At 51.1% G+C, this 26,984-nt stretch carries 17 protein-coding genes and 2 tRNA genes; 9 read left to right on the top strand and 10 right to left on the bottom strand.

Annotated elements, in window-relative coordinates; translation table 11 throughout:
• Positions 1–40 precede the first annotated feature (40 nt).
• The 5 genes from E7Z62_06965 (at position 41) to E7Z62_06945 (ending at position 6,500) form a co-directional block, all read left to right on the top strand.
• Positions 41–1,666, top strand: a complete 1,626-nt coding sequence (locus E7Z62_06965) for a thermosome subunit (protein MBE6522843.1) — start codon at positions 41–43, stop codon at positions 1,664–1,666.
• 71 nt (positions 1,667–1,737) lie between these two features.
• Positions 1,738–2,262 (top strand): nucleotide exchange factor GrpE, encoded by a 525-nt coding sequence (locus E7Z62_06960; GenBank protein MBE6522842.1) that lies wholly within the window; start codon positions 1,738–1,740, stop codon positions 2,260–2,262.
• A gap of 20 nt (positions 2,263–2,282) precedes the next feature.
• Positions 2,283–4,151 carry a molecular chaperone DnaK gene (gene dnaK / locus E7Z62_06955; protein MBE6522841.1) on the top strand — a complete coding sequence of 623 codons (1,869 nt, stop codon included), beginning with the start codon at positions 2,283–2,285 and terminating at the stop codon, positions 4,149–4,151.
• 5 nt (positions 4,152–4,156) lie between these two features.
• Complete coding sequence (gene dnaJ, locus E7Z62_06950) at positions 4,157–5,275, top strand: molecular chaperone DnaJ (GenBank protein ID MBE6522840.1); 1,119 nt, start codon at positions 4,157–4,159, stop codon at positions 5,273–5,275.
• Between the two features lie 88 nt (positions 5,276–5,363).
• Positions 5,364–6,500: a tyrosine-protein phosphatase gene (locus E7Z62_06945; GenBank protein ID MBE6522839.1), complete on the top strand. Its 1,137-nt coding sequence runs from the start codon at positions 5,364–5,366 to the stop codon at positions 6,498–6,500.
• Here E7Z62_06945 and E7Z62_06940 read toward each other — a convergent pair.
• From E7Z62_06940 to E7Z62_06915, 6 genes are all read right to left on the bottom strand, one after another.
• Positions 6,459–7,631, bottom strand: a complete 1,173-nt coding sequence (locus E7Z62_06940; GenBank protein ID MBE6522838.1) for a Fe-S oxidoreductase — start codon at positions 7,629–7,631, stop codon at positions 6,459–6,461. The two genes, E7Z62_06945 and E7Z62_06940, sit on opposite strands and share 42 nt — an antisense overlap.
• A gap of 148 nt (positions 7,632–7,779) precedes the next feature.
• On the bottom strand, positions 7,780–8,079 hold the full coding sequence (locus E7Z62_06935; GenBank protein ID MBE6522837.1) for a flavodoxin family protein: 300 nt from the start codon (positions 8,077–8,079) through the stop codon (positions 7,780–7,782).
• A 142-nt stretch (positions 8,080–8,221) separates the two neighbouring features.
• Positions 8,222–9,202, bottom strand: a complete 981-nt coding sequence (locus E7Z62_06930) for a hypothetical protein (GenBank protein MBE6522836.1) — start codon at positions 9,200–9,202, stop codon at positions 8,222–8,224.
• Positions 9,183–10,001 (bottom strand): protein-ADP-ribose hydrolase, encoded by an 819-nt coding sequence (locus tag E7Z62_06925; protein ID MBE6522835.1) that lies wholly within the window; start codon positions 9,999–10,001, stop codon positions 9,183–9,185. The genes E7Z62_06930 and E7Z62_06925 overlap by 20 nt, the downstream gene beginning before the upstream one ends.
• Positions 9,998–10,324, bottom strand: coding sequence for a winged helix-turn-helix transcriptional regulator (locus E7Z62_06920; GenBank protein ID MBE6522834.1), 327 nt, complete (start codon positions 10,322–10,324; stop codon positions 9,998–10,000). Before E7Z62_06920 ends, E7Z62_06925 begins: the two co-directional genes overlap by 4 nt.
• Positions 10,325–10,344: 20 nt before the next feature.
• Entirely contained in the window at positions 10,345–11,136 is a 792-nt protein-coding gene (locus E7Z62_06915) for a hypothetical protein (GenBank protein ID MBE6522833.1), read from the bottom strand.
• Between the two features lie 435 nt (positions 11,137–11,571).
• Between E7Z62_06915 and E7Z62_06910 the strand changes: the two genes are divergently transcribed.
• Positions 11,572–20,610, top strand: a complete 9,039-nt coding sequence (locus E7Z62_06910) for a hypothetical protein (protein ID MBE6522832.1) — start codon at positions 11,572–11,574, stop codon at positions 20,608–20,610.
• 247 nt (positions 20,611–20,857) lie between these two features.
• Here E7Z62_06910 and E7Z62_06905 read toward each other — a convergent pair.
• Positions 20,858–20,943, bottom strand: a tRNA-Ser gene (locus E7Z62_06905).
• A 53-nt stretch (positions 20,944–20,996) separates the two neighbouring features.
• Between E7Z62_06905 and E7Z62_06900 the strand changes: the two genes are divergently transcribed.
• Both E7Z62_06900 and proB read left to right on the top strand, forming a co-directional pair.
• Entirely contained in the window at positions 20,997–22,301 is a 1,305-nt protein-coding gene (locus tag E7Z62_06900) for a glutamate-5-semialdehyde dehydrogenase (protein MBE6522831.1), read from the top strand.
• Between the two features lie 4 nt (positions 22,302–22,305).
• Positions 22,306–23,415 (top strand): glutamate 5-kinase, encoded by a 1,110-nt coding sequence (gene proB / locus E7Z62_06895; protein MBE6522830.1) that lies wholly within the window; start codon positions 22,306–22,308, stop codon positions 23,413–23,415.
• 53 nt (positions 23,416–23,468) lie between these two features.
• On the opposite strand, the gene E7Z62_06890 is transcribed toward proB, so the two are convergent.
• Together E7Z62_06890 and E7Z62_06885 are read right to left on the bottom strand one after the other, a co-directional pair.
• Positions 23,469–24,887: an alanine:cation symporter family protein gene (locus tag E7Z62_06890; protein MBE6522829.1), complete on the bottom strand. Its 1,419-nt coding sequence runs from the start codon at positions 24,885–24,887 to the stop codon at positions 23,469–23,471.
• 326 nt (positions 24,888–25,213) lie between these two features.
• Positions 25,214–25,289, bottom strand: a tRNA-Val gene (locus E7Z62_06885).
• A gap of 62 nt (positions 25,290–25,351) precedes the next feature.
• Between E7Z62_06885 and E7Z62_06880 the strand changes: the two genes are divergently transcribed.
• The gene (locus tag E7Z62_06880) at positions 25,352–26,335 is read left to right on the top strand and encodes a bifunctional N(6)-L-threonylcarbamoyladenine synthase/serine/threonine protein kinase (protein ID MBE6522828.1); all 984 of its coding nucleotides are present in this window, start codon (positions 25,352–25,354) and stop codon (positions 26,333–26,335) included.
• On the opposite strand, the gene E7Z62_06875 is transcribed toward E7Z62_06880, so the two are convergent.
• Positions 26,319–26,963 carry a DHH family phosphoesterase gene (locus E7Z62_06875; protein MBE6522827.1) on the bottom strand — a complete coding sequence of 215 codons (645 nt, stop codon included), beginning with the start codon at positions 26,961–26,963 and terminating at the stop codon, positions 26,319–26,321. The two genes, E7Z62_06880 and E7Z62_06875, sit on opposite strands and share 17 nt — an antisense overlap.
• Between the last annotated feature and the right edge of the window lie 21 nt (positions 26,964–26,984).

Raw genomic sequence — 26,984 nt, 5'->3', positions numbered from 1 at the left:
TATCAGTCATTCCAAATTGGAATATATTGGAGGAAGTAGAATGGGAATGGGTAACGCCCCCGTAATCATCCTGAGAGAAGGAACAAAGAGAGAGAAAGGAAAGGATGCCCAGATGAACAACATCTCGGCAGCCGTCGCTATTTCCGGAGCAGTCAAGAGCAGCCTGGGACCCAGGGGAATGGACAAGATGCTTGTCGATTCCATGGGAGATGTCATCATCACCAACGATGGAGTCACCATCCTCAAGGAGATGGATGTGCAGCACCCCGCAGCAAAGATGCTCGTCGAGGTCGCCAAGACACAGGATGCAGAGGTTGGAGACGGAACAACAACATCCGTCGTCCTTGCCGGAGAGCTCCTCAAGAAAGCAACAGACCTGATCGACGCCAACGTCCACCCCACAATCATCGCAAAGGGATACAGGATGGCAAACGAGAAGGCACAGGAGATCCTCGAGAAGATCGCAATGAAAGTCTCCATCGATGACACCAAGACACTGAAGCTCATCGCTGAGACCGCAATGATCTCCAAGCAGGTCAACCAGTCCAAGGAACTCTTCGCAGATATCGTCGTCGACGCCGTCAAGACCATCGCCGACAAGAAGGGCAAGGGCTACGACATCGACCTCAAGAATATCACAACAGTCAAGAAGGCAGGCGCCAACATGGAAGAGACCGAGATCATCAAAGGTCTCGTCATTGACAAGGAGCCCGTCCAGCTGAACATGGAGAAGGTCGTCAAGAAGGCAAAGATCGCACTGATCGACTCCGCATTCGAGGTCAAGAAGACCGAGATCGACGCGAAGATCCAGATCAACGACCCCGCACAGCTCTCCGCATTCGTCAAGGAGGAGGAGAACATGCTGAAGAGGATGGTCGACAAAGTCGTCGCATCCGGTGCAAACGTCGTCTTCTGCCAGAAGGGAATCGACGACCCCGCACAGCACATGTTCACAAAGGCAGGCATCTATGCATGCAGGCGTGTCAAGAAGTCTGACATGGAGAGGCTCGCAAAGTCCACTGGTGCTAACATCATCAACAACATCAGCGACCTCGAGAAGACCGATCTCGGTTACGCAGACTGCGTCGAGCTGAAGAAGGTCGGAGAGGAGCAGATGACATTCATCTCCGGACTCAAGGACCCCAAGACAGTCACCATCCTCGTAAGGGGAGGAACCAACCACGTCGCAGACGAGGTCGAGAGATCCCTCGTGGACGCATGGTCCGTCGTCAAGGTCGCAATCGAGGATGGAAAGATGGTCACCGGAGGAGGATCCACCGCTATGGAGATCGCAATGCAGCTCCGTGACTACGCACAGTCCGTCGGCGGCAGAGAGCAGATCGCAATCGAGGCATTCGCTTCCGCAATGGAGGTCATCCCCTCCACACTGGCAGAGAATGCAGGTCAGGACCCCATCAACATCCTGATCGAGATGAGGAAGCAGCACAAGGGAAAGAAGCTCTACGCTGGATTCAACCCCTACACCGGAAAGGTGGAGGACATGAAGAAGCTGAATGTCATCGAGCCCTACAGGATCGGTACACAGGCTATCAACTCCGCTACCGACGCTGCAGTCATGATCCTGAGGATCGACGATGTCATCGCAGCCGCGACACACAGCGGTCCCGGACCCCAGGACATGCCCGACATGAACGACATGATGTAAACACGTTGAACAAACGCGGGGGCCAGAACCCCCGCTTCACACTTATCCGAGTGCACTAAAGAGGTAACCAGATGACTGGAAAGTCTAAAGAGAAGAAGAAGGACGATGCATCCAAGAAGGACGAGGAGTTCGAGATCGTCGAGGATGAGCCAAAGGTCGATCCCGTTGCGGAGATCCAGGCTAAGGCCGACCACTATCTCGATCTTGCCCTGAGGCTGCAGGCGGACTTCGATAACTACCGCAAGAGGAAGGAGCGTGAGATCGAGGACTACAAGAAGGTCGCGACCTCGGGCATAGTGACCGATCTCCTTACGATTGTGGATGATCTGGACCGTGCTTTGGAGCACGCGAAGGAGGATGACGACCTGGTGGTCGGAATCAAAGGTGTGAGGGCTAATCTGATGAAGATCCTCGAGAACAACGGTCTGAAGGAGATCCCTGCGGAAGGGAAATTCGACCCCAACTACCACGAGGCCCTGATGGCCGTGGAGGGCGAGGAGGACGATCAGATTGCAGAGGTGTTCCAAAAGGGATACACCTTGAACGGAAAGGTCATAAGATTCACTAAAGTGAAAGTGACGAAGAAAACGGCTTAAGAATAGGAAGGTGAGCAAGTATGTCAAGAATCATCGGAATTGATCTAGGAACAAGCAATTCGGCCGCCTCCATCATGGAGGGAGGAAGGCCGACAATGATCCCCAGCGCAGAGGGAACCAGCGTCGGAGGAAAGTCATTCCCTTCGTACGTAGCATTCACAAAGGACGGACAGCTCCTCGTCGGAGAGCCCGCAAGGAGGCAGGCCGTCACGAATCCTGACGGAACCATCAAGAACGTCAAGAGGAAGATGGGAGGAAACGAGAAGGTCACAGCGCTGGGCAAGGAATACACTCCCCAGCAGATCTCAGCATTCATCCTCCAGAAGATCAAGAAGGACGCAGAATCCTATCTCGGAGAGACCGTCGACAAGGCGGTCATCACAGTACCCGCTTACTTCAACGACAACCAGAGGCAGGCAACCAAGGATGCCGGAGCGATCGCAGGACTGGATGTAGTACGTATCATCAACGAGCCTACCGCAGCGGCACTCGCATACGGTCTTGACAAGTCCGATGTCGAGCAGAAGATCATGGTCTTCGACCTCGGAGGAGGAACCCTGGATGTCACAATCATGGACTTCAGCGACGGAGTCTTCGAAGTCCTGTCCACATCCGGAGACACCCAGCTGGGAGGATCCGATATGGATGAGGCTCTGACCAACTACGTCATCGGAGAGTTCAAGAAGCAGACCGGAATCGATCTCGCAGCGGACAACATGGCCTTCTGGAGGGTCAGAGAGGCATGTGAGAAGGCGAAGATCGAACTGTCCACCACCATGCAGACAGAGGTCAACCTGCCCTTCATCGCATCCGACGCATCCGGCCCCAAGCACCTGGTGCAGACCATCACCCGTGCCAAGCTCGAGGAGCTCGTGGAGCCCATCGTCAGCAGGTGCAGGCAGTCCATCACTCAGGCTATCAGCGATGCGCACCTGTCCAACGACAAGATCGACAAGATCATCATGGTCGGAGGACCTACCAGGATGCCCATCGTGCAGAACTTCGTCGAGAGCATCGTCGGACCCAAGATCCAGCGCGGAATCGACCCGATGGAATGCGTATCCATGGGAGCTGCAATCCAGGGAGCTGTCCTGTCCGGAGAGGTCAAGGATGTCCTCCTGCTCGATGTCACTCCTCTGTCCCTCGGTATCGAGACCCTCGGAGGAATCGCAACCAAGCTGATCGACAGGAACACCACCATACCGACGAAGAAGTCGCAGGTGTTCTCCACCGCAGCAGACAACCAGCCCTCCGTGGAGATCAACGTCGTCCAGGGAGAGAGGCAGATGGCAGCGGACAACACGTCCCTCGGTAAGTTCATCCTCGACGGAATCCCACCCGCGCCCCGCGGAATCCCTCAGATCGAGGTCACCTTCGATATCGATGCTAACGGTATCATCAACGTCACCGCGAAGGACAAGGGAACCGGAAAGGAGCAGAAGATCACAATCGCATCCTCCAACAAGCTCAGCAAGGATGAGATCGACGATCTCGTCAGGCAGGCCGAGCAGTTCGCCGACGCGGATAAGAAGAAGGCAGAGCTGGTCGAGGTCCACAACCAGGCCGAGACAGCCGTCTACACCGTTCGCAAGTCGCTCGACGAGCTCGGAGAGAAGGTCACCCAGCAGGAGAGGGCAGGCATCGAGGCAGCCATCTCCGACCTGGAGACCGCCAACAAGTCCGACAACGTCGATGACATCAAGGCGAAGATGGATGCTCTCATGAAGGCTATGGGCCCCATCAGTCAGAGGGTCTATCAGGAAGCTTCCCAACAGCAGCAGGCCCAGCAGGGACCAGCAGCAGGCGGAGAGGCCCCCAAGCAGAACTCTGGCAACGCAGGCAACGGCGACTATGTGGACGCCGACTACAAGATCGTGGACGACGAGTGAGACTGATGCCGAGAGACTACTATGAGGTACTCGGAGTGGAGAAGACTGCCACTCCAGAGGAGATAAAGAAGGCGTACCGCTCCCTTGCGAAGAAGTACCACCCTGACGTATCCACCGAGCCCAAGGAAGTAGCGGAAGCTAAGTTCAAGGAGATCTCGGAAGCCTACGAGGTCCTCTCGGATCAGGAGAAGAGGAACCTGTACGATCAGTACGGTTTCGACGGAGTCAAACAGCAGTTCGGAGAAGGCGGGTTCACCTGGGACAACTTCACGCGTGCCGACGACATCAGCGACATATTCGGAGACATCTTCGGAAGCATGTTCGGCGGAGGCATGAGGTCATCCAGGTCCCGCAATTCCCCCCAGCAGGGAGACTCCCTCAGGTACGACATCGAGATCACACTCAAGGACGTCCTGGAGGGCAAGAAGGTAAAGCTCGATGTCCCCCATACCGTCATCTGTGAGGACTGTAAGGGAACGGGAGGAAAGAACGGAAAGGTCACCACCTGTTCCAAGTGCGGTGGATCCGGTCAGGTGCAGATGGTAAGGAGGACCCCCTTCGGGAACATGGTATCCGTATCCGACTGTCCTGAATGCCGCGGAAAGGGGAAATCCTCTGCGGAGAAGTGTCCCCGCTGCCGCGGTAACGGAAGAATCACCACAGATTCCCATATCGATCTGAACGTACCGAAAGGAATCGACGAAGGCATGAGGATCAGGGTCCCCAGTGCCGGTAACGCTGGTATAAACGGCGGTCCGGCGGGAGACCTGTTCGTTGTCGTCCACATCAAGGAGGACAAGAAATACGAACGTGACGGGGCTAATCTCTGGTCTGAGATCACCACCAGCTATCCCAAATTGGTGCTTGGAGGAGAGGAGACCGTCACCGCCATCGACGGCGACAAGGTCATGCTGACCATTCCCTCGGGAACACAGGTCGGAACCGTCCTAAGGATCCCGGGAAAGGGTCTTCCCAGGATGAACTCCTCTTCGAGGGGCGATATGATGGTCCGTGTGTTCGTTGACATCCCCAAGAAGGTCTCCGACGAAGAGAAGGAGCTCCTTCAGAAACTCGATTCGTCCGCAGGCAAGGGTACCAAGAAAGGTCGCAAGAAACTGTTTTGAGGAATTAGTTACTCCAATATATCCCAAGGGGCCCGAAAGGGCCCTCATTCGGGATAAGATTCTTTACTGGTCACGTCTTCGCACGCTCATGGGAAAAGGCACTGTCATAGCGGCCGTCGCGACTGGCGCTGTCGTGCTATGTCTTATCTTCAGCTTCGCCACCGCAGAAGACACTCCGACTCTTCAGGCAACGATAATCGTTGAGGAGTACAGTTCTTATCTGGATGTCAGCAGCGAGGATCTGATGTCCATCGGAGCCCATCCTGGATGCGATATCAGAGTCGATTACGGCGATTCTAAACATTTCGTTGCGATGTTTGCCGATTCTCACGGCAGTTCCGCATCCTTCGCTCCATATATCCACTACAGCGAGTTGTCTCAAAGAATTGTTATCGGTATCGTCTCTGGCAGTCTCATCGAAGAGACCGGATTAGTCAACGGGGACATGTTAACTCTAAAGGTCATCGGAGACAACCCGTATTACAAGCAGGTCCCCAACTACCTTGCGGGTTACACCGACAAGCGCACCGATTATGATGACGACCAAGTGTTCGGGAACTATCGTGAGCTCAGAGGGGGAAACCTGAAGGACGATATGTTCTACCGCTCATCCAATCCTTGGAACTATAAGAGCGAACGCGCCCAATACAGTGATGATTATTACAGGTCCATCGGTGTTGAGAACCTTATCTGTATGGATCTGAGCATGGATGAAGTGGAGGAACGTTGCCAGGAATTGCCTGATGCCTATGCGACCTCTCTGTTTAAAGAAGGCAAGGTCTATGCACAGATTCTTTCGCATAACGTGCATTCTCACCCGGATCAGGCACGTTATGTATTGGAATCTCTACTTGATTCGGAAGGTAGTGTCGGAATATTCTGTACCCAAGGAAAGGACCGCACCGGAGCATACTGCGCTATGATCGAATCCCTGGCCGGTTCTACATTTGAAGAGATCAGGGAGGATTTTATGGAATCCTTGTGCAACTACTATCATATCGAGAAGTATTCTGATGAATACGAGATCGTAGCCAATATGTATGTTGACCGTGTCCTTTACCTGTACAAGTATCCTGAGTATATCGGGCACTACCTTGATGTTGACTGGACCCACATGGATTTCAGCGAATACAATCCCGAAGAGGTCATGACCGATTACCTGATTGGATTCGCGGGCATGCCTTCAGAGCTTGTCAATGCGGTGAAAGAGAAGGTCACCGCCTAATGGTGATCGGACGGTCTTTCCCTCGAATAGGGCAGTGCATCTCTCCAATTCGTCGCGTATCTTTATGTGCTGAGGGCATACATCCTCACATTTACCGCATTTTATGCACTCGTTGGCCATCTTCCTACCTTGCCAGACTACCAGCCAGTCCAGCTGACCCTTTGAGAAATCAGAGAGGCCGTATTGTATGACCTGATTGGATGCCATGAACGTTCCTGAGATCCCGATGTTCTTCGGGCAAACCTCTGCGCAGTAGTCGCATGTGGTGCAGGGGATGATTGGGTAGGTCGCCAGGATGTCTGTTGCCTTTTTCACTGTGTCCCTCTGTTCCTGTGTGAGATTTGTGAAACCTTTCATGTAGGACAGGTTGTCCTTCATCTGTTCGACGCTGGACATCCCTGAGAGGACTGTGAGTATCCCTTCTTTATCTGCACAGAATCTGATGGCCCAGGAGGCGCAGCTGCTGTCGGGTTCGGCATCCTTGAAGACCTTCTGTACCTTTTCAGGGGGATTGGCCAGCAGACCTCCTTTCACCGGTTCCATCACGATGACCGGTACGTTGTACTTCCTAGCAACCTCATAGCATTTCCTGGATTGGATATCGTTGCTTTCCCAGTCGTTGTAGTTTATCTGAAGCTGAACGAATTCCACATACGGGTGTTCCTTCAGAAGCTTTTCGAGAAGGTCTGCCTTATCGTGGAATGAGAATCCGAAATGCTTGATCTTACCTTGGTCCTTGAGGTCCTTGAAGTACTCCCATAGGCCGAATCTCTCGAACACCTCGGTCCTGGCGTTTCCCAGGTTGTGGAGCAGATAGAAGTCTACGTAATCGACGCCGAGGCGTTTCAGAGATACATCGAACAGTTCGACAGCCTCTTCCTTTGTCTTAGCGCCTCTCCATGCAGCATTCTTGGTTGCGATGTAGTAGCTGTCGCGGGGATACCTTTCTACGAGGGCCTGTCTGATCGCTTCTTCGCTGCCCGGATATGCCCAGGCTGTGTCAAAGTAGTTGAATCCCGCATCCATGAAGAGATCGACCATCTCCTTAGTCTGCTCGATGTCGATTTCATCTCCTTTCTTGGGAAGGCGCATGAGTCCGAATCCAAGTTTGCCAATATTCTCGTCGATCATAGAATCTCTCAGAAGATGAAGAATCTAAGAGTATATTTACCTGGCCGTTCGGGTTATGATGTATGTCGTCGCGAAACCAGTGATCCGAGGGTTTCAGATTTTGTGTATGATCCAATTCTGGATGTATGGTCCACACATTGTTCCGTTGTCAGAAATACTGACCAAGCGGCTGGCTGAAATAGACTGGGGACCCGAGTACGATAGCATCGGCTCCTCTGAGCTTCTCAAGGACGGGGCGCAGGTCATCCTTCATCGCACACACGCCATTGGTCTTTGCATCCTTCAGCTTGCATGCGAAGCAGCTTGTGCAGCCTTTGAATGTGTAATCATAGAGGTCTATCCTCTCTACCTCGAATCCATTGTCCTTCAGAGCCTCTCCGGCCCTGTCGATGGCCTGCGCAGTGTTCCATTTCTTGCGGGGACTTCCGTTGATAACAAATGCTCTCATAACTTGTGGACTAAGTTCATACACATAAAGCCTTAACACAGATGATATACATGTTTCTCAGAATGGTCTTCTCGGATCAACGAGGTCGTTTTAGGTTCTTCACTCCCTCGAAACGAATGGATCCGTCATCGTTCGATCCGTTTCAAGCTTCATCAAGATCCAGAAAAATGTCCCCTACATCTCCATTCAGGCAGATCGACCTGTCTGAAATCTCCTTTGGACAATAGGTTTCCCCATAGTTCAGGCAGGCATATTTGGCCTTCGGATCCTTCCATGTCCTGAACCAGAACGGGTACTTCACGATCACCGGCGTATTGGAACCAACTCCTATCTCCAGATATAGGATGCTTTGGCCTTCATGTCTACGAAGGTAATCAGAATACCTGGCGGATGCCGATCTCCATCCGTTATCTTCGACAAAGGAATCATCGGATCTAAGGTTGAGCGTCATGGGCATGCCGTCATCAGGGCAGACCGGAATCAATTCCGGATCGATCCTCATCGATACCCCGTCCGGGGGAGACTGATAGATTCCTGATCCGTCCTTCACAAAGCCCTGCGATTCAAGCATTGCGGAAATCTGAATCTCATTGTCATACGTCCTGTGGTTATTCGGGTCCGTGCTTTGGAAAAGTCCGTAATCGCCTTGCGTGTAGAACAATCTCTTCTTATCGAAACCTGCCCTTTGGAACTGGTGATCGACATTGGTGGTTACCACGAAATAATCCTTACCATCCAGTATCGAAAGCATGTTGTTGTAAACCGGTTTCGGAGGGTTGACATAGCGGTTGAAGTAGATGTGCCTGCTCCACCATGCCCACATGATCTCCGGGGAGGGGAACGGATAGAATCCTCCGGAATACATGTCGGTGATGCCGTATTCCTTGTGGAAATCGGAGAAGATCGACATGAACCTCTTCCCAGAGTATGTCAGTCCTGCAGATGTGCTCAGGCCTGCACCCGCTCCGACGACTATCGCATCCGCATCATCCATGGCTTCCTTCAAGGCTTGGACCGAACCGCTTCCTCTGGTCAGTTTCCTATCCAGGAATCCGATGCATTTCATTCCCTCAGATATGGTTTCCCTGTAACCGTCAGGGATGTCAGGATAGGAGCTTTTCATAGATTTCCCTATCCTTATCAAGGAAGACATTGAAGATCACCTCCTTCATAGAATCATCATTCTCTAACCATTCTGATACCGTATCGACCGCTATCTCCGCTGCTCTCATGTTGGGGAAGCGGAATACCCCTGTGGAGATGCAGCAGAATGCTACGCTCTTTATTCCATTCGCTCTGCACATCTCGAGTACGTTGGTATAGCACTGCGCCAGTGATTGCTCATGTTCCTTCGTAAGGTCGTGATAGACTATAGGCCCGACCACATGGATCACATTCTTGCAGGGCAGGTTGTATGCATCGGTCAACATGGGGATCGATGTGGGTTGCTCGTAATCATCGCCGAAGGCTGTCCTCATTTCCGACATCTTGCGATGGCATTCCATCCTCAGCTGCATCCCTGCATAGGTATGGATGCAGTTGTCGATGCATGAATGGCAGGGCTGGAAGCATCCGAGCATCTGGGAATTGGCCGCATTCACTATCGCATCACAATCCAGAGTTGTTATGTCCCCTTGCCATAGGGCGATCCGGTCCGCAGAGCGCTTATTGCTTCCCAGGGACTTGTTCACTGTCGCAATTCTTTCCACAGGATTCACGCCCCTCTCGGCATTTCTTTCTTTGAGATAGCGGTCTTGCAGCTCCAGAAGATCGGATGGGATCGGGGAGGGCCTCCTGACATTCATGTATGAACGCAGGAGCATCCTCTCCCCTTCGATGCCACCGGAAGCCCCGGTAAAGGCAATCCTGGAATCTTTCATCAGACCTTCCAGAAGAGGTTTCAGAAATTGTTCGGAACTCATGATGACGATTCCACTTTCCTATATCCTTCGCCCCAGGCCTTTAAGGAGTCAAGCACCGGACTCAGCGATTTGCCCAAGTCGGTTAGCGAGTACTCCACTCTGGGAGGGACCTCGGCATATGCTACACGGTTCAGCAGTCCGTCCGATTCCATTTCACGGAGCTTCTGTGTCAGAACCTTCTGCGATATCCCGTTGATGGCATCCAGGATCTCTCCGAATCTTTTGGTGCCATCCATGAGTTCCCTCAGGATCAGTACCTTCCATTTGTCACCGATCATCATCAGCGACACCTCGACCGGACACAGGGGAAGTTCTTTCATCATCAATACCTCGACCGGTGATATCAGTTCTTGAAAAAGAACCCTGCGGTCATGTCAAGATAGTTCTCACCTGAATACCCGGGGAATTCTTCTTTGACCTTCTCCTTGAATTCCGACGCTGATGAACAACAGGCACCAATCTCCTTGATCTTCTCCAGATAGGAGATCTTGGTCTCGACATCCTTCCTCGTCTCGGGAACGTAATGTGAGGACAGGAATATCTCTGTACCCCTGTCAAGGTAGCCCCTCAGATTAGATATTATCGCATCGGCGTGTCCAGCTCCAGCAACTATCGAATGGCAGTCGTGGCCTAGCATGTGGATGTAGACCGCTTTTGCCTGCGGGATGTAGACCTCAAAAGCATCGCCGTTGGGGATGATTTCCAAATCAATCCCTGCTATGGTCACGATACCGGCACCAAGTATCTCGCCTGAATTGACCTTACCGGAGTCAAATCCCTCTCCGAACGCTCCGGAGAAGTTCTTGATGAGCTGCGCACCTTCACCGTCGGTGTTGTATGCGACGGATGATTCGGTAAGATAGTTCTTGACGTTTGGAAGGAACGAGGATCCGGCTGCATGATACGATACCAGTTTCGCTTCGACCTCGATGTTCTTCTCCTTGAGATAGGATTCCATCTCCTGGATGCTGTTGTGGAATGCAGGGAGTTCAATAACCACTCCCTTTCCTTTCTTTTCCAGTATGATCACCTGATCGTCGATGGCATCCTCGGTCGTGTATACACGGATGCTTAGATCCCCGCAGGAGATGGTGGTCACAGAACCGTACTTCAGCGTCTCAGTTTCATTTTTCATTTGAGTTACCTCGCAGACGACACATATCATCAGGGATATAAGTATCAAAAAGAAACCAACAGGTAATAAAGTAACTATTAGGTTACTTTGTTACCGGAAGGTAACCAATGAGCGGTTTATCAACGAATAATTGGGATCAGAGGCGGATGCGTACCCATGATATCCATAGGCCCCTAACCGCAGGACCCCGGCCCCGGGGGCGGACCCTGTCATAGGATCGATGTCCGCTCCCTCATCCATCTTTCACGGACGGTGCATGCTTTTAAAAACTATGACAATCCAAGAGTCCATTTTATATTTTAACGTCATTAATGGTGCAATAGACTCGCCGATGACAAGGGAGTGATTACTGGCTATTAGTCAATTATCATTTACGAGCGACGGATTCCGTTGCATGGTCAGGAAGGCGGCATAATAGCAAGAGAGGAGAATAATATGGGCTTGAAAGGATATGGACGGAACGATTCATTCAGGAACATAATGATAGCGGTCGCGGTGCTGACGGTCCTGTTCGCGGCGATAGCGGTATCGGATTCGACCGATACGGACGGAGCATACGATGTGGAAATCGATGAGTGGAGCGTTGTTACCATCACCGATGGCGACACCATGTACATACAACCGAATACGTCGGATACATTCGAGTCTCCGATGATCGATTTCTGGCCTGGATATAGCGAAAGTGATTCACTGCCGGCCCACCGCCCGTACTGGGATACGGACTGGTTCAGACAGAGTGTCAAGCATATCGTCGTATGCGACGGGATCACATCTATCGGCGGGTACGCGTTCTGGAATAACACCAACCTCGAGAGCGTGATTGTATCCGATTCGGTGAAAGAGATCCGTAAGGGCGCATTCATGAACTGTACTTCCTTGAAGGAGGTCAAGATCGGTGGTTCGGTCAAGTATTTTGGTGGAGATGCCTTCAAAGACTGCACATCGCTTGAATACATCGAGTTCGGAAGCGGTATCAAGAAGGTCGGGGCCAATGCGTTCGACGGATGCACCTCTTTGAAAACCGTCATCCTATCGCCTGTGATCAGTGAGATCCACCCTCAGGCATTCCGCGGCTGTTCGTCCCTCATGTCGGTATACTACCTGAACGACCAGATGGATAAAGACACCATCAATATAGAACCTGGCAAAAAGGTCTTCGATAACTGCGGTAATGTCACCGTTTATTCTCCTAATAATTGCGCTTCTGTGGCAAAACCATTCTATTGGGACAATAACGTCACCTATATGTCCAATGGAGGCACGGAGAACGGTCTGGCTTGGGAGATCAGGGACGATACCTTGAGGATAAACAATGCACCCAATGAATCCGGTCAGACGATCGTTTACAATCACGAGGTCCGCCCTGCATGGGAGAGTTCGGTCCTATGGGGCGGAATCAAGAATGTGATCATCGAGAACGGAGTCACCGAGGTACCAGCTTATTTGTTCGAAAACCGGCCGAATATCGAATACATCAGTGTCCCCTCATCCGTTACAACCATAGGGGCCTATGCGTTCAGCGGCTGTACGCATCTGACGTCCATATCGCTTTCGAAGGAATTGACATCCATCCCGAATTATGCGTTCAAGGGATGTACGGCACTGACAAAGATCGATATCCCTCAGAAAGTTACGACCATCGGATCCAATGCGTTCTATGGGTGCGCCAACCTTAATAGCATCGTCATCCCGTCCGGGGTTACGACCATAGGCGAATCCGCGTTCCAGTTATGCAGCAATCTTTCGTCTGTCACCATACCGTCCTCGGTCACAGGCGTCGGAGAGAATGCATTCTACGCATGTTTGACCATGAAGGTCCTGCATTTTGAAACTTGGAGTATCAATTCCATTGGAAATAGCGCATTCGATTTCTTCGGTGATCTCATCACTCAAGACACCGACAAGAATATCACTGTTTACTCTCAGGATAACAGTGCATCCGGAAAGATTCCGTCGTATAGAGAACATGTCATCATCACTTACAAGAGTACCTCTGACTTAGATGGAAATATCCATTGGACCGTTTCCGGGGATACCTTGTACCTTAGACCGAATGGCAGCACAGCCTCGATGTCCAATTATTCATCTTCGCTGCCGCTGCGCCCAGCATGGGAATCGGCGTTCGGATGGGAAGATGTCTCTTGGGTCGTAATCTCTGAAGGCATCACGAACGTAGGCGATTATGCTTTCTATGGACTCTCGCAGATCAAACACATCGTTCTTCCTTACAGTCTGACGCAGATCGGATCCAATGCATTCTCCGGTACCGGGATAGAGTCCTTCATCCTTCCCAATTCAGTGACAACGATCGGAGGTTATGCATTCGCGGACTGCGGATCCTTGAAGACGATCATCAATCCGACCAAGGGCCTGGAAACGTATACCGTAGAAACTTTGGACCTGCCATCATCCGTCACATCCATCGGAAGCCATGCATTCTCCGGATGCGACAAGGCGAGGATGCTCGTGTTCACCGATTCTTTGACGCAGATCGGATCCGATGCATTCTCCGGATGCTTGCTTCAGTGCATCTATTTCACAGGTGAGACCTGGAGTGAGAAGACCATTGGGGAGGGAGCATTCTCGCTAGGTAATGTGGATCAGTGCGAAGTGTATTCGCACAACAACGTCGCAGATGGTAAACTGGGAAGCACGAAGATGCAATACTATGCGTCCTCAGGGGTAGAAGGCAGCATCAGATGGAGTATCATCGGAAGTAAACTGACATTGGAATCCAGCACAGATGGAGATGCTCCCATGAACAAGTATTCATCTTCGCTTCGCCCCGCATGGGAGTCGCCCGCTCTTTGGGATGGCGTCACCGAAGTCTCTGTCAAACCGAACGTAAAGTCGATAGGGGACTACGCTTTCATTGGGAGCAAGATCACATCTATCAGTATGCCGTCATCCATTACATCCATCGGTTCCCACGCATTCGAGAAATGCGAGAGGCTGGCCGTCTTATCCCTGCCCAGCAGTCTGAGTTCCTTGGGAGAGGCAGCGTTCAAGCAGTGTACATCAATAACATCGATCACCATACCTTCGAATGTGGAAAAGGTGGAGTATGAATGCTTCTATGGATGTACTTCAATGAAGTATCTGAATCTAGGGTCTGTCGCTATAGATATGAATAATACAAAATACGTCCCCGAAATCGGGCTTACTACAGATCAAGATACAAACATCAAGCTCAAAACAATCGGTGCCAAGGCATTCGAGGGCTGCGGCAACATAAGATGGCTTACCATCCCTGCTACTGTAGAGAAAATAGAAAGCCGTGCATTCAAAGACTGTAACATGTTGCACGATCTGATGTTTGAAAGCTTCACCATGGACTACAAGAATGATATTGCCTCTGATGCATTCAATTTGCACCCAGCACTCAGTTTCTATGTCAATTCTCCTTTCTTCAAGGCTGCGGAATATTTCAATGACAAGGGCATCGAAGAGATCCATATGCAAACTTCTGCAGGCATCCAGGATGATGTTTTCTGGGTAGTCAGAGGAAATACGCTCCATATAATCAAACATACTGTAACAGACGGAAAGACAACAGTTAACGGCGAACCATGGATATCCACATCATTCGATATGAAAACAGTAATAGTGGGGAAGGGAGTGACGGATTTGGGTCCGAACTGTAAATTCCCACGTTCCGCTGTGCAATTGTTTTTGCCAAGTACATTGAAAGAGCTCAGGTGTTCAAATTTCAGTAGGAATATTCTTGACCTCCCAAATATACAAAGGATCACCATGCCCTCAACGATCAATCTTGGAGAGGGAGCATTCGTCATGTGCATGAATCTCCAGAGCTTAACATTCACAGGAAATGAATGGCAAGTACAATACAATCCAAATTACCTTTTCGGGATTCTCAGTAAGAATAAAACGATCGCAATCTATTCCACCAATAATATCGCGGAGGGTAATTTCACCGTCCTTAAACCTGAAATCTCGTTGGTATACAGGGATGCCGGCTACAGGCCCGCAACCGAAGAAGTCACAAGCGGTTCATGCGCATTCTTCGGCGATGTGCACTGGTCATTCGACAGCGAAACTAAAGTGCTGAGAATCTACGGCGGCGGATACTCGATTGACGATTATCAGGCTACAAGCATGCCGTGGTATAAATTCAGGGATCAGATAAAGACCGTGGAATTCAATACCCCTTCACTTTTCGACATAGGGGCGTATGCGTTCTACGACTTGCCCAATCTGGAGAAGGTCGTTTTGCCTCCTAGATTAATGAATATCCATGAGAAAGCGTTCTATCGTCCCGTCAATTCGACCAGTTTGAAATCGATTACTTTCGGCCCCGATATCCAGACTATACAAAAAGATGCTCTGTTCGGCCTTATGCTGTATGACGAATCAGGAAAGCTCATCGATTTCACAGGAACAACCGGAGGGATCGATGCTGTTCCTCAGAAGGTCCGGAATTCGACGTTCGAGCTCGTTGATGGTAAACTGACCAGGCGCGTTGCGGATATGAAGGTGTCACTCAATGCGAATGAGTATATCTTCGATGGTAAGGACCATGTTCCCTTGGTATCTGTATTCTCAGGTAACACATGGCTGGCTGTAGGTCTTGATTACACAATATCGTTCGAGAGGAACGGCGACATTAGTGTCGATACCAAGAATCCGGGAACAGTTACCGTTGTCATAAAGGGAATAGGGGATTACTCGGATGCTCCCCCCATAAAGGAAAACTATACCATCCTCGCAGCAGAAAGGGCGACCATAGCTGTTGCGCCTACAGGTAAAACACTGACATACACCGGACAGCCTCAGCAACTGATCCAAGCCGGAAGCAGCAGCAATGGTACGATGCAGTACAAGTTGAATGACGGTGAGTATTCTACGAACATACCTGTCGGAATATACGCCGGTACCTACACGGTCTACTACAAGGCAGTAGGGAACGAGGACCATACGAATTCAAAGGAAGGTCAGGTCAGGGTCACAATATCCAAGGCAACGCTGAATGTGATCCCTAAAGCTCTGACAATCAGCCGTCACGAAGAGAATCCCAATTTCACATACGAAGTTACAGGACTCGTGAATTCCGAATCAGCTGACGTTTGCAAAGGAGCCCCAATATTCCTTGTGAACGGAAATGAGTATGACAAGGATTTGGAATCCGGGACATACGCAATTACAATCGATCCTACGCCGATGGTTGCTGATAACTATCGTTTCGTAGGAAACGGTTCCGCGACGCTTACGATCGCTTTAGAGAAACATAACATCGAATTGCCATCGGCAAATGAGCTTACATACAACGGAAGGGCCCAGGAACTGATCACAAATACACATGAGCTCTTCGTGAATGCCATATTTAAGTTCGCTATCGGTGAAAACCCCAATGATGCCGACTTCCGGGAGTCCTATGCGGTTGACAAAGGATCCAGCCCATGGGTGTATTATCCTGCCGCTACCAATGCTGGAACCTATGTTGTATGGTACAAGGCGGACGGTATAAATGGATATGAGAATGTCCCGCTCACAAGAGTCGACTGCAAGATAAATCCCAAGTCCATTGCAGAAGCGACTGTCACACTGGAACAGAGTACGGTAGCATATAACGGGCAGCCACATGCTCCCAGTATAACGGGCGTATCTTTGCCCGGTTTCAGCAACATAACCTACACGTATAACATTGAGGAAGGCTCCTTCGTTGAGCCTGGAGTTTATGTTGTGACGGTGACAGGTACCGGCAACTATTGCGGAACCGCCTCGGCAATCTATACGATATCGGATTCGGGATCCATATTCCTGAGTGCGACCGCTTCACCGTCAGGGATAGGCGGATCCGTAACGGTCGATAAGAAAGGTAATATTGAGGCCGGTGAAAAGGTGACCCTGACGGTCACCCCATTGGCAGGTTATGAGGTTGGTAGGGTTCATATTGTTAAAATGGACAAGACCGAAGTGGACATAAGTCCAAAAGATGGCAAATATGAGTTCATCATGCCTGAAGGGGATGTGAACGTATATGCCTCGTTCCATGCCATACAGCACACGGTCACTTACAGTCTGGTGAACGGACAGACTATAAAAGACTCCATGGCCAACATCGGAGAGGCCTTCACAAGCGAACCTATCCTTCCGATGGTGGGTTACTATAATCCGCAATCCGTTACCGTGACAGTCGGCGGAGAGCCCTTGACCAGCGGATACAGTTTCTCGAATGACAGGGTCACTATCGATAAAGGATTCGTGACCGGAGATGTGGTCATATCTGCGGAATGTACTGTAAGGACCTTTTTGGTTGATGGATCCTCAGGCAGATTTGTTGCTGTCACCAATATGACACAATATGTCGAATACGGTTCCGATGCGGCAGAGATGGTGTTCACTCCGGTTGAAGGATACCGTCTGGTTGCATACAGTGTAGGGCTCCATCTACATGAGAATGTCAAGTTGATAGATCGTCTGAACGCGGACGGTACCTTCACATATCGTTTCTTGAATGTGACCGAGAGGTGCAAGATATATGTCTACGCAGAGGAGATCGATGAGCACATAGTGGTCTGGAAGAATGGAAACACTACCCTGGAGTTAGACAGATGGGTTGAAGAAGGAACGCAGCCGAATTATGGAGGTTCCACTCCGACCAAGGAGGCAGATGAGTATTACACATACACATTCTCCGGATGGTACCCTGACCCTAATTTGACTCCTGTCTGGTCAGACGTAGAATATCACGCAGTCTTTGCGGCCACCGAGAACGAACATACGGTATCAGTCAATACAATCGTTTCCCCAGTTTCGACAGAAGTCGGGGGGGATGTGACCGTGGATATGACGGGTAGCATCGCAGCTGATGAAACGGTGACCCTGACGGTAATCCCTGAGAACGGATTTGCTATCAAGAATGTCCAGGCGTTTAAGAAATCAGATCTTTCACCAGTAGTTGTTACTGAAGGCTCGAACACATACACGTTCACGATGCCTTCAGAAAGTGTCGAGGTCCAGGTGGAATTCAGCGCTATTGAGCGTACTGTGACCTATGATATAACAAATGGACAATCCATTGCTGCATCTGTTGCTAACATTGCTCAGGAATTCGTCAGTGAAGAAATCACCCCGAACGAGGGATGCGTCCTCCCTGCATCCATCGTTGTGAAGATCGGTGATAAGGTCCTCAGCGACGGATATAGTTTTGAGAATGGAAGGGTAACCATTGAGAAGGGGGTGGTTTCAGGAGATGTTACCATCTCAGCTATATGCATCATCCAGACATATTCGGTCACAGCATCTATCGATGCGAACGGTACGGTCACCAACGCAAGTCAGAGCGTAGGTTCCGGTTCTGATGCTAAGGAAATGGTGTTCACTCCAAAGACAGGCTATCATCTGGTGTCATACAACATCGGTTATGGTGATAAGTCGATAACTAATGTAGCTCAGGACGGATCATTCTCATATCACTTCACCAATGTGAAGGAGGACTGCAGCATCTCAGTGAAGACTGAGATCAACACTTACACCGTTGTGTGGAAGAATGGGGACGTCGTCCTTGAGACAGATGAAGGTGTACCTTATGGAACTGTGCCGTCTTATGACGGAGACAATCCTACCAAGCAGTCGGATGCCAGGTACACATACAGTTTCTCAGGATGGTCGCCTGCGTTGGTTCCCGTTTCTGGTGATGTGACATACCTTGCAACCTTCACCAGCAAGGAGCGTGTGACTCCAACTCCAACACCTACGCCAACTCCCGATCCAACCCCAACCCCAACTCCAACACCTACGCCAACTCCCGATCCAACCCCAACCCCAACTCCAACACCTACGCCAACTCCCGATCCAACCCCAACCCCTAAACCCACTCCAGAACCGACACCGGTCGAATACGAGGATACGAAGATTTCGGATGAAGGGTCCAAGACGCACTCGTCAACACAGGAGACTGTGAATGAGGATGGAAGTAAGGATGTGAAGGAATCATCCACCACTGTCAATGTCGACGGATCCATTTCGGAGGTACAGACCACGACAGTTGAAAAGACTGACGAGCAGGGAAACACTATTGCGGATTCAACCACGTCTGAGGTATCCAAAGATGCATCAGGTAATGTCGTATCGACCATTGAGACGAAGACCACTACGACCACGACAGGTAACACCAGTGTGGTTGTCGAGTCCTCGGAGGTCAAGGATTCGTCAGGAAATACAACGTCTACCATCTCCACAGAGAAGGAGATCACCGTGGGTGACGGCACTGTGGTGGAGAAGGCCAAGATTACCGAGATATCCGGAGATGTATCTGTCATCACCGAATCCGAATCTACCATGTCCACAACCGGAGGGGAGGTCACCGTTAGTACTACGACTACCGAGACAACCGTCGAAGGAGAAAAGTCCTCAGTCAAGGTCACTGAATCAGAGACCTCGACTCAGATTATCTCCGGTGGAAAGCAGGTTAATACTTCATCTATGGTAACTGAGACTGCAACGGATGGAACCGTCACCAAATACGAGATCGAATCCACCCTAGTTAATACGACCAATGGGGACGTTACTACCATCAGCGCGGCGATCACAGAGGTGATCAAAGACGCACAGGACAATATGATGTCCACAACCAAGACCGAATACACCATAACCCTGACGGATACCGATTCCATCAAGGAGACGACGGTCACAGCCCTCGACCAGAACGGAAACGAGACCAAGACCGGAACCGTCGAGGCCACGAGCCTTGCCGAGAAATCCGTCACCGCGGTCGCTTCTACGACCGGCGAGGGTTCCCAGAAGGTCGAGACCATCGAGACCACGCTCAACTATGCTACAGGAGAATCCGTATTATCCGCTTCCGATATCGAGAACGCTGTGGAATACGCCAACAAGGTAGCGGAGATGGCGCAGATCTCAGGAGACGCGTCGAAGGTCCTGAATGTCAACTCGGGCGATTCGGCAACCGCCACTGTATCGCAGGATGCACTCCGTATCCTTGCTGACAACAGCACATCCCTCAACGTAGTCTCGCAGGAAGTATCCCTGAAGTACGACAGCGATGCGCTCGGAAGGTTCTCCAGAGCATCCGGAGAGGTGACCGTGAGCATGGAGAAGGACAACGCATCCGAGCTCAACGATGCCCAGAAGGCAGTCGTTGCCGATGCGACGTTCATCACCGTCAAGGCGATGGCAGGTGACGAGTACATCTCGGATATCGAGGGGACCGTCGCTATGACCTTCACCTTCGAAAACAGCAGGAACTGGACCAACTACGGTGCATTCTACGTGGATGACAACGGTAACAAGGAAGCGATGTCATACGTTTATGACGCTGATACCAAGCAGATGACCGTCTATTCCACCCACCACTCCGTCTATGCTATTTTGGAAGTCACTGAGGAGCCTGCGGCCGAGAACGGCATCGACAACTCCCTTCTGATCGGTGTCGGCTGTGCGATAGCGGCCATCATAATCGTAGCTGCCGTGGTATACGTCAGGAGAGCCTGAAAACGATTTCCCGTGCATCATGCACGGGTCTCAAACTCATTGGACCTCCCGGGATACGGGAGGTCCACATTATTCTCAGTATGGGGCCTGTGACGGACCGAAGTCTTGATGGTGCGATTGTGATCACATATCGGTGATCCCGATTACAGTGTAAGTACACATTTGTCATCGATTATTGAGCTTAGTGACCAGCGTGTTGGTATGACCTCAACATGCCTTCATAGAGCGGATCTTATGAAGGTAGAAATGGCGCCGAGAGAGAGATTCGAACTCCCGAGGGCGAGGCCCAGCGGTTTTCGAGACCGCCGCCATACCGGGCTTGGCTATCTCGGCTTGGGTCTCCCGACATGATTACTCTATTAAATATCTTCGTCTATCGCCAGTTAATGACTGATATTACTGATCGTATCAAGGCGGCGAAGGCGGCCACAGTCGATATGTCCGTCCTATCCACGGATGTCAAGGACAAGGCCTTGGAAGCCATGGCCATGGCGCTGGATAGGAACCGTTCGATCATCCTGGAAGAGAACCAGAAGGATCTGGATGAGGTAAAGGACACCATACCTGTGCCGATGTACAAACGCATGGTCGTGGACGATGCCAAGATCGATGAGATGGTCAAAGGGATCAGGAGTGTCAAGTCCCTTAAGGATCCTGTTGGAGAGACCATCTCCACCACAGAATTGGACGAGGACCTCGTCCTGTATCAGGTCAGATGTCCCGTCGGTATGCTCGGTGTCGTTTTCGAATCACGTCCCGATGTTGTACCGCAGATCATGTCCCTCTGTCTGAAATCAGGCAACTGTGTGGCATTCAAAGGCGGGAGCGAAGCTTACCGCACCATCAAAGCATTGTTCGACATCCTGCGCATATCGGCAGTGGATTCGGGCGTTCCCGAGTCGGCCTTCGTGCTCATGGAATCAAGGGAGGATTTCAAGGAGATCCTCAGCATGGACGGATACATCGATCTGCTCATCCCAAGGGGTTCCAACAGTTTCGTCAGATACGTTCAGGAGAACACCAGGATCCCGGTGCTGGGACACGCCGCAGGGATATGTCATATCTATGTCGATTCGGAATGCGACCAGAAGCTTGCAGTGGAGGTAGCCACAGATTCAAAGGTCCAGTATCCCGCGGTGTGCAATGCGGTGGAGACCATCCTCGTGGATTCCAAGATTGCGGATGAATTCCTGGTCAAGCTCGGTTCCTCATTCCAGTACAACAAGGTGGAGGTCAGGGGGGACGAGCGTACGCTCCAAGTCATAAAGGATGCCAAGCCTGCCACCGAAGAGGATTGGTATGCAGAGTACGGAGATCTCATAGTTTCTGTCAAGGTAGTCGATTCGCTTCAGGAGGCCATAGATTTCATCAACACTCACAGTTCGCATCACACGGATGCCATCATCACCAACAACATGGCCAAAGCGGCAGTGTTCGCGAAGATGGTGGATTCGGCAGATGTGTTCGTCAACGCTTCCACCCGTTTCGCCGACGGATACAGGTTCGGCAAGGGTGCGGAGGTAGGAATCAGCACCAACAAGATACACGCCCGCGGCCCTATGGGAATGGAAGGGCTGATGATTTACAAGTACGTCCTTATCGGAAACGGCCAGGTCGTCAAGGACTATGTCGGAAAGGATGCAAAACAATTCACGCACAGGCATCTTGACAATGAATGTCCGCTGAGGTGATGTAATGACAAGGAAGGAGACTCTCGGAACCGTCGATCGTGTCGTCATCAAGATCGGTACCACATCCCTGATGCAGGGTAGGAGGACCATATCCATCGATTTCATGGATTCCGTGGCCGAGCAGGTCAGGGCCCTGAAGGATGAGGGCAAGGAGGTTCTGATAGTCACTTCCGGTGCTATCGGTGTCGGACTCAGGGCGATGAAGGTCAACGCCAATCCCAACGATATCCCGATCAGACAGGCTGCCGCTTCAGTGGGCCAGAGCATCCTGATGCAGAGGTGGGCGGATAGTTTCCAGAGGCAGGGCATGATCGTAGGCCAGATCCTGATGTCATTGGATACGTACTCTGACAGAGAGAGCGCCATCAACCTCAACAATACTATCAATTCACTCCTCGACAACGGCGTGGTGCCGATCTTCAACGAGAACGATGCGGTATGCATCACGGAGATCAAGTTCGGTGACAATGATACGCTTTCCGCGATAGTGGCAAGCAGGACGGATGCAGACCTTCTGGTGATCCTTTCCGATGTGGCCGGCCTCTACGATTCAGATCCCACTAAGAATCCGGATGCCAAGCTCGTACCGGAGGTCCATGATGTTGATTCCGTCCGTTCCATGGCAGGGGACAGCAGCACCGGATTGGGAACTGGCGGCATGAGGACGAAACTCGATGCGGCAGCAATATGCAAGGATGCAGGCTGCAGCATGATAATCGCCTCCAGCAAGGAACCCGATGCGGTCTACAGAGCAGCCACAGGCGACGACATCGGTACCATATTCGTTTCCGATAACGAGATCTCCAAGAAGCGCAGATGGATCAAATCCGCTCATGCCTCTGGAAGGATAGTCATAGATGAGGGTGCCGAGAAGGCTGTCCTGGATCACAAATCCCTGCTCCCAGTAGGAATAAGGGCAGTCGAAGGCACGTTCGGGAAGGGCGAGGTCGTCGACATAATCTGCGAAGGAAACAGGATTGCTAAGGGGATATCGGGTTACGATTCCAAAGAGCTCTCTGTAATCGCAGGTAAGCACACTGATGAATTGGAGAAGGCATTGGGCCGTAAGGACCACAAGGAAGCCATACTCTCCGAGAATCTAGTCGTGATGTGATCCGAGATAAAAAGAAAAAAATAACCGGGGGTCTCCCCCCGTAATTGATTTTATCAGTCTTCCCACTCTGTGACTCCATCGGAGTCCGAGAGGGCTGATTTGTGGAAGATCGGTTCTTTGATGCCTTCCTTCTGCTGTTTCCTGTAATCCCTATATGCTTCCATGACAGGTTTTGCCAGCAGAGCGACCACGATCACGTTGACCGCTCCCATGGCTGCCATAAATGTATCCGAAATCAGATCCATCAGCGCGGTGCTGATGGTACAGGATGCGAAGGCTACCAGTACGACGACGACACGGAGTACGAACACGACGGTGTTGTGATCCTTGACGAACCTCAGGTTTGCCTCGGACATGGTGTAGTATCCGAGCATACTGGTGAATGCGAACACGAACAGGAACATGGCGATGAGCGTGGGTGCCCATGTTCCGAGAGCCTGGGATGCGACCTCCTGAACGAGAGGTGCTCCCCTGAGTCCCAATGCCATGACCTCTTCCCAGTTACCGAAGGACAGGACCGCTATTGCGGTGAAGGTACAGACGATAACGGTGTCGACGATAACTCCGAAGGACTGGATGAGTCCCTGCTTGACGGGGTGGGTGGTGTCTGCGGTACCTGCGAGGTTCGCGATGGATCCCAGACCCGCCTCGTTCGAGAAGACTCCTCTCTTCAGTCCGACCATGATGATGGTACCGATTCCACCACCGAGCAGTGCGGGTGCGGAGAAGGCATACTGGAAGATCATGGCGAATGCGTTGCCGACGTTGCCGAAGTTCATGACGATGATTGCGATTGTGAAGATAATCCAGAAAACCGCCATTGCGGGAACGATCTTCGCTGAGAACCTTCCGACGATCTTTGTTCCGCTGAAGATTACGAGTCCGGCGATCAGTGCGATGACGAATCCTACGATGTGGGAGTCGACATTGAATGCCTCGACGATAGCTGCAGAGGAGTTGCTTGCCTGGACACCGACGAATCCGATACCGAAAGTGACCGTGATCAGGATGGCCAGGACGACCCCGAGCCATCTCTTCTTCAGACCTTTGGTTGCGTAGTATGCGGGTCCTCCGTAGTAACTGCCGTCTGACTTCTTCTCTTTGTAGATCTGGGCTGCTGTGGATTCCATGAAACTGGTTCCTGCACCGATCAGTGCGAAGATCCACATCCAGAAGACCGCTCCGGGTCCTCCAGTAGCGATAGCGGTAGCGACTCCGGCGATGTTACCTACACCGATACGCGCACCCATTCCCAGACAGAATGCTTCGAACGAAGACAATTTCTTGCCGTCCGTCTTGTCGTTGACACCGGTAACTGCAAGTGTTGCGTTCTCCTTTATGTGAACGACCTGCATGAACTTGAGCCTGACAAGGAAGTACAGACCAAGACCGATGAGACAGACGAAGGCGATATACCAGATATATTCATTCAAAGGACTGAATATATCGTTCAGAAGATCACTGAAACTCATTTGTTCCCCTTCATATCTTTAATTCGATTTCACAGCGTTTTCTAGCTGTCAATCTATGCGTTCCTCACCATCCGAATATAATATAATGATTTCTGAACATAATCGGAATTCGTACAAAGTCAATGGATTACTGATAATAACGTTAGTTTTACTGCGAATTATCAAAATAATGTCAATTTATTAGCGTTATTCGTAGAATGTCTGATGATATCATCAATAATTAGTCAATAAATTATGACTATTGTATTTTTCCCAAAATTCTTGGATGATACGTGCAGCTGGACATTTGCATAGTCCTGTGAACAGATGAGAATTTAAGAGAAACATGGTGGACCCGGCCGGATTTGAACCGGCGACCTCCGCAATGTCAATGCGACGTCATAACCCCTAGACCACGGGTCCGATGTGTGGACGATATACTGACAGTACATAAACTTTTTTAGCCACAGCAGGATTGACAGGCGATGATCACACTAGGTATCGAGGGTACTGCACACACTCTTGGGGTCGGGATCGTGGATTCCGATCACAATGTTCTGGCCAACGAGCTGGACATGTTCAAGCCCAAGAACGGAGGTCTGCATCCCAGGGAAGCTGCGAACCACCATGTAGATGTGGTTTCCAGGATAATGCAGCAGGCCTTTGACGTCTCGGGACTGAAACCCAAAGACATCGATGTGATATCCTTCTCCATGGGTCCGGGATTAGGTCCGTGCCTTCGTGTCGCAGCTACGGCAGCAAGGGCATTTTCATGCACCATGGGTATCCCTATCGTCGGAGTGAATCATTGTGTCGCCCATGTGGAGATCGGACGTGCTTTGTGCGGTTGCGAGGATCCTGCACTGCTTTATGCATCCGGAGGAAACACGCAGGTCATCGCGTTCGCCGAAGGCCGTTACAGGATATTCGGCGAGACACAGGATATCGGTATCGGCAATATGCTCGATAAGCTCGGAAGGGATCTTGGCATGGGATTCTACGCGGGGCCGATCTTCGAGAAACTGGCCAAGGAAGGCAAGGAATACCATGAGCTGCCATATTCCGTGAAAGGCATGGATGTTGCATTCTCCGGCTTGATGACAGCGGCCTTGGCGCTGCAGAAGAAGGGCGTTCCTCTTGAAGACATAGCATTGTCCGTACAAGAGACGGCATATGCAATGCTCACAGAAGTCACCGAAAGGGCTATGGCCCATATAGGCAAGGATGAGGTCCTTCTCGGGGGAGGTGTAGCCCAGAACATGCGTCTGAGGGAGATGGTCAGGGAGATGGCCGAGGCCCGCGGTGCAGAGATGTATTGTCCGGACCGCAGATTCTGTATGGATAACGGTGCGATGATCGCATGGCTCGGAAGCGAGATGTATGAATCCGGTGTCAGAATGGATATCGCAGACACTGAGATCAATCAAAGGTTCAGGACCGATGAGGTCGAGGTCACATGGAGGAGCTGAGCTGCCTCTCCAGGATCTCATCTAGTTTTTCCAGGAATAATTCGACGTTCTCCGAAGGAACAGATCCTCCGGCAGCTATACGGTGTCCGCCGCCGTCCCCGCCTGCTGCGTTGCATGCTTCCCTCATGGCGACTGCCAGATCGATGCCTCTGTCAAGCTGTATCCACATGCCTCTGGACGACAGGTTCACGGGTTCCTTTGACCGATTCATTCCGATAGTAGGCTTGTTCGGATCTCCTATGCATTGCATGGCGATACCGCAGAGCATTCCGGTGAAACCAGAATCAGAACTGTCGAACCATTGGAAGTGCTTCCTCTGATTCAACCCCTTGCTGTCCAGCTCCACCATGTTGATGACTACGTCTCTGTCCGATTCATGCATGAGCTTTGCACCCATCTCGATGCTCTTCGCGTCGCCCATTCCTGCCGATATCCCGATCCCTCCGAATCCTGAACGGCCGCAGCTGTTGAGGACGGATGACAGGTATTCCGCATCCATGTTGAATCCTTTCAGGAAGTATCTAGCGCGGGCAATCTCATTCATTGACTGTTCGAGCATTCCCTGTTCGGTGAGCTTTATCGCTATCAGTGAGGAGAGTTTCCTCTTCTCTTCCTCTGAAAGATCCATGTAAGATTTTCCATGGTCGAT

The organism is Thermoplasmata archaeon (genome assembly GCA_015063285.1).
Taxonomy (GTDB): Archaea; Thermoplasmatota; Thermoplasmata; order Methanomassiliicoccales; family Methanomethylophilaceae; genus Methanoprimaticola.
Note: the sequence above shows the minus strand (reverse complement) of the source record. Positions and strands in the feature narration are given on the sequence as shown.